Origin of the sequence: Rhodococcus sp. EPR-134 (assembly GCF_001647205.1) — a bacterium.
Lineage (GTDB): Bacteria > Actinomycetota > Actinomycetes > Mycobacteriales > Mycobacteriaceae > Rhodococcus_F > Rhodococcus_F qingshengii.
The window spans coordinates 1-5,095 of the sequence record NZ_LVCT01000409.1 but is presented as its reverse complement, the minus strand read 5'-3'; the positions used below and the strand labels follow the sequence as shown (position 1 = coordinate 5,095).

The 5,095-nt window shown below is 62.8% G+C and carries 1 protein-coding gene; it reads right to left on the bottom strand.

All coding sequences use genetic code 11. The features are described 5' to 3' along the window. On the bottom strand, nucleotides 1-5,095 hold a 5,095-nt coding region (locus A2J01_RS18880), incomplete at both ends, for a non-ribosomal peptide synthetase (protein WP_156519315.1).

The following is a 5,095-nucleotide window of genomic DNA, read 5'->3' as shown; positions in this document are numbered from 1 at the left end:
GTTCAGACGCGACGAAAGACGAGTGGCGATCAAGGAATTGGCGCCTTGATCGAAGAGGTTCCGGACCGGATCGACATGCGGAACTTCCATCAAATCGCTCAGAATGGCTGCGACTGTCTGCTCGAAGAAGTCTCGCGACTGCCGAGTCGGCTGCGTGAGAGACACCGGGGTCGGCAACGATGCTCGGTCGATTTTGCCGTTGATCGTGACCGGTAATGACGCGAGCGCCATCAAAGCCGACGGAACCATGTGCGCGGGCAGCAACGAACGAGCAGTCCGCAAGACGCCGTCGAGGTCGTGTCCGCTCCCCGGGGTGATGTAACCGACCAAAGTCGGCCCGCTGTCGAGTTCTCTCACCACTACCGCGGCCTGCTCCACCGACGTGTGAGCCAACAGCGCGGATTCGACCTCGCCCGGTTCGATGCGGTAACCGCGCAGTGCCATCTGACCGTCGGCGCGGCGAACATATTCGAGTCGGCCGGCTCGCCAACGGACCAGATCGCCGCTGCGGTACATCCGTGATCCATCGAATCCGGGTTCAGGCACGAATCGCGAAGACGTCATCGCGGGTCGACCCAAGTAGCCTTCGGCCACCTGCGGACCCGCAACATACAGTTCGCCGACAGATCCCGGAGGGACGGGCTTCAACGACGCGTCCAGTACGTAGCTGCGCAACCCTGGTAGTGGGGACCCGATCGGCGAGACAGTCTCGTCACCGGGGACAAGATCGAAACTGGTGACATGGACTGTGGTTTCGGTGATTCCGAACATGTTGACGCCCCGCACGTCCGGGTGCCGATCGAACCAAGCCTCCACGCGCCCGGCGTCGAGGCGATCACCGCCGAAAACAATCGTCCGGAGCGGAAGCAGCATTTCCTGCGTGACTTCCGCCAACGCATAGAAGGCGGCCGGGGTCTGATTGAGAACGGTCACTCGTTCCCGCACAATCAGATCCGCGAATCTTTCGGGTGAGCGCGCGACATCACCGTCCACGATCACGAGGGATCCGCCAGTGGTCAACGAACCCCACATCTCCCAGACCGAGAAGTCGAATGCGTACGAATGAAACATCGTCCACACATCTTCGGCGTTGAAGTCGAAGATCTCTCGGGTCGAGGCGAGCAGCGCCAACACGTTGTCCTGAGACACCACTACGCCTTTGGGAGCTCCGGTCGATCCGGAAGTGTAGAGCACGTGGGCGGCGGACTCCGACTGTGCAACGGGCCAGTCGGCCGTAGCGTCAGTCGTCTCGTCCACGAAGATGACAAGTTGCTCGTACCCAACGAACCGCCCAGCAGATTCGTCCGTCGACAGAATCGCTTTCGGGCCTGCATCGGCAAGTACGTAGTGGATACGAGCGTCGGGATACTGCAAGTCGATCGGTACGTACGTCGCGCCCGCGCGAACGACAGCGATGATGGCTACGACGAGGTCGACCGATCGAGGCAGGGCGACCGCGACGCGATCACCGACTCGAATTCCTCGATCGATCAAGACAGCGGCAAGGCCCTCCGAACGAACTCGCACCTCTTCATAGGTGACGCGAGTATCGCCACTCGACACCGCGATTGCATTCGGATGCCGGGCTGCGACGGCCCCGAAGAGGTCAGGCAGCGACTGCGCGACAATCGACGGCGCCGGCACCCGAGCCGACAATTCTTCGCGTTCCGCAACACTGAGAACATCGATGTCACGCAGCATGATTGACGAGTTCTCGGTAATCGAGCCACACACTCGACGAAGCCGCTCGACCCAGCTCTGCACGGTGCCTGCATCGAACAAATCGTCGGCATATCGGAACGTGCCGCGAATACCGCTCGCGTCGCCGTCAATCGTACGATCCTCGCGCACCGTCACTTCGAGGTCGAAGCGAGGGTGCACGGGGGGTAGCGGAGTGCCGTGCACCGTCAGGGTTCCCATCGCGATCTCGGAGTCGGGCGCTACCGGATCGACAGCGAGAACAACTCGGAGGAAAGAATTCTTCTCACCTACGCCCCCACCGACCGCACGGTCGACCACCCAGTCGAACGGGACGTCGGCATTGGACAGGGCCGCCACATCAACCTCGCGCACCCGAGTCAAGAACTCACCGAACGTGTCTCCGCCGCGAAGGAGCGTTCGCAGCGCGACGGTCCCGACGAACATACCGACGACACCGTCGAACGAAGGATGCGTTCGTCCGGAGGTCGGGGTCCCGATGACCACATCGGACGCACCGGTGATCTTGCTCAGTGCGATCGCAAGGCAAGCGTGCAACACCATGAAGGTTGTGCAGTCGTGCGCGCGAGCGATCTCGTTCAGCGCCGCATGGATAGGTGAGGGCAACTCGAACGTCACGTCCCGAGCCGACGACGGTTGGTCCGGCCGGCGGGATCTGTCCACGGGAAGCGCCAGAGTCGGATCAACACCGGCGAGTGTGTCGGACCAGAATTCCAGCTGGCGTCCTGCCAAGCTCTGTGGATCCGCGGGATCACCGAGAATGGTTCTGTGCCAAGCGGAATAGTCGCGGTAGTCGAGAGCGGGCGAAGGCCAGATCGGCGACCGTCCGTCGGCGCGAGCGTCGTACGCCGCGACGAGGTCCGAGACGATCGTCGCGAACGAAAGGCCGTCCAGGGCGATGTGATGGGCAACCACGGTCATGCGGTGGTAGGCATCGCTGCCGGAGGCGAGGATCAAGCGAAGAGGCGTATCGGTCGCCAGGTCGAAACCCGTCGCAACCAAATCCGCTGACGCAGCCTCGTAATCCTCGGACGCAACCTCGATCAGAGTCACCGGAGTCGCGGTCGCAACCTGGATCGGCCACGCGTCGTGATTCTGGTCGAACGAGAAAACAGTACGCAAGACGAGATGGCGATCGGTCAGGTCACCTACCGCCACCCTCATCGCCTCGATATCCAGAGCACCACTGAACGCGACCTCGAACGCAATGTTGTACGCCGACGACTGGGGATCCAGACGGTTGAGTAACCACAGGCGTTGTTGCGCCGGTGCGATTTCCACGACGAGGTCGTCCAAAATGCGCCGGGGTTCCTCCACCCACTCCGCCCGCCCCGCACGGATCACCCGGGCCAGGCGCGCCGGCGTCGGGGCACCGAACACGTCCCTGACACCAACCCGTCTTCCGAGGGCGGAACTCACTCGCGCGGCGACATACACGGCGTCGAGTGAACTACCGCCCCAGGCGAACAAGTCGGAGTGCGGTCCGAGAACTCCGACGCCGAGGACCTCGGCCATCACCGAGGCAATCAATTCCTCGTCGTACCCGATCGGGTGGTTGACCGCCGCGCGCTGCTCGGCCGGCGCGGACGACGCCGGTTCGGGGAGCGCTGAACGGTCAGTCTTTCCATGGCTCGTGACGGGCAATGCTGCCAAAATGGTCACCGAACTCGGCAGCATGGAACGAGGAAGTCGGGAAGCCAGATGATCGAGCACCATCGTCTGGCTCAACGGATGAGCTGCGCCTTCGTCCGCGGTCACATACGCCGCAAGCGACCCGGATCGCTCGACCACCGCTGCTTGCGCAACGCCGGGAGTCGACAGGAGCACAGCCTCGATCTCGCCCAGTTCTACGCGTACTCCACGGATCTTCACTTGTTGATCAGAGCGGCCCAAGAACTCGAGTTGACCGGCAGCGTTCCATCGCACCATGTCCCCGGTGCGGTACATACGCTCACCAGCGCCGGCAGCACCGAAGGGCGCAGCGACAAAATGCTCCGCGGTGAGCGTCGGAGAAAGGTACCCTCGCGCCAGTCCGTGTCCCATCACGTACAGCTCACCCACGGCGCCGACCGGAGTCGGACGCAACCACGAATCCAACACCACAGCGGCAACGCCGTCGATCGGACGCCCGATCGGAGTATCACCGCCAGGCTCGAGTGGCTCGCTCATGAATGCCGCGACGGTCGCTTCACTGGGGCCGTACGAATTCACGATGTCGACGTGACTCGACCACGCATCCACTAGCGCTCCCGGCGGTCGCTCGCCGCCGACGTTCAGGACTCGAAGTTCCGGCAAAGCCCGAGGATCCATCGTCAACGGAACCGATGGCGTCGAGTTCAGGTGCGTGACACCTTCGAGCCGCAAATAGTCTTCGAGGTCCACTCCGCCGATCAATCCGGGAGGAACGATCACTGCGGTCGCGCCGCAGCCGTGTGCAAGCAGAATCTCGAGGATCGCCACGTCGAACGATGTGTTTGCAAGGAGCGCGACGCGGGAGGAACTATCGATGTTCAGACGCCGTGCGTGAGAACGCAGCAACGGCACAATGCCTCGGTGCGTGACCGCGACACCCTTCGGTCGCCCGGTAGAACCAGAGGTGTAGACCACGTAGGCGGTGTCGTCCAGAGACAGGTCGGCGATAGATGAACCCGCCCCCACGCGTCGATCCACCGGTCCTTCGACGGTCTCGTCGCCACTGGGATCAACGACGCACACCCAAGCCGGCACGTCCACGAGTTCGCCACCGACCACAACGGACACGTCGGCGTCGTCGAGAATGAAAGCGACACGCTCGGAGGGTGTTTGAGGATCCACGAAAAGAAGGACAGCACCAGCCCGCACTACCGCGTGGAATGCAACTACGGAATCGGTCGAGCGCTCGGTGAGGATCCCGACGACGTCGCCTCGTCCGACTCCGTTCTCCACGAGCAAGGCGCAGAGTGCATCCGCGCGAGCGCCGAGCTGGTCGTAAGTGACGTCCACACCTTGCTCGCGGATCGCGACAGCACTCCCCTGCCCTGCGCCGCCTCTGATGACCGAATCGAGCGTCGCGAATCCGTCCGTCCGCGGACCCAGCGCGGGGACCAGATCCTTCACTTCATCCGTCGAGAGGATGCGGAGGTCACCGAGCGCACGGGTAGCCGAGTCGAGGAACCCTTCGAGTAGCCGAACGAACTGACGATGATGCATCGCCAGGTCACGTTCGCTGTAGAGGTGCGGATTGGCTTCGAAGGACAGGCGAACGTTCTCCCCCGCGATCGACGGATAGATGCTGAAGAACAGGTCTTCGGTGGGTCCGGATGTGAGGACGTGAAATTCGCCGACGACGTCACCGAGCCGAATCGCTTCGTGAAACATCATGACGTTCACGGCCGGG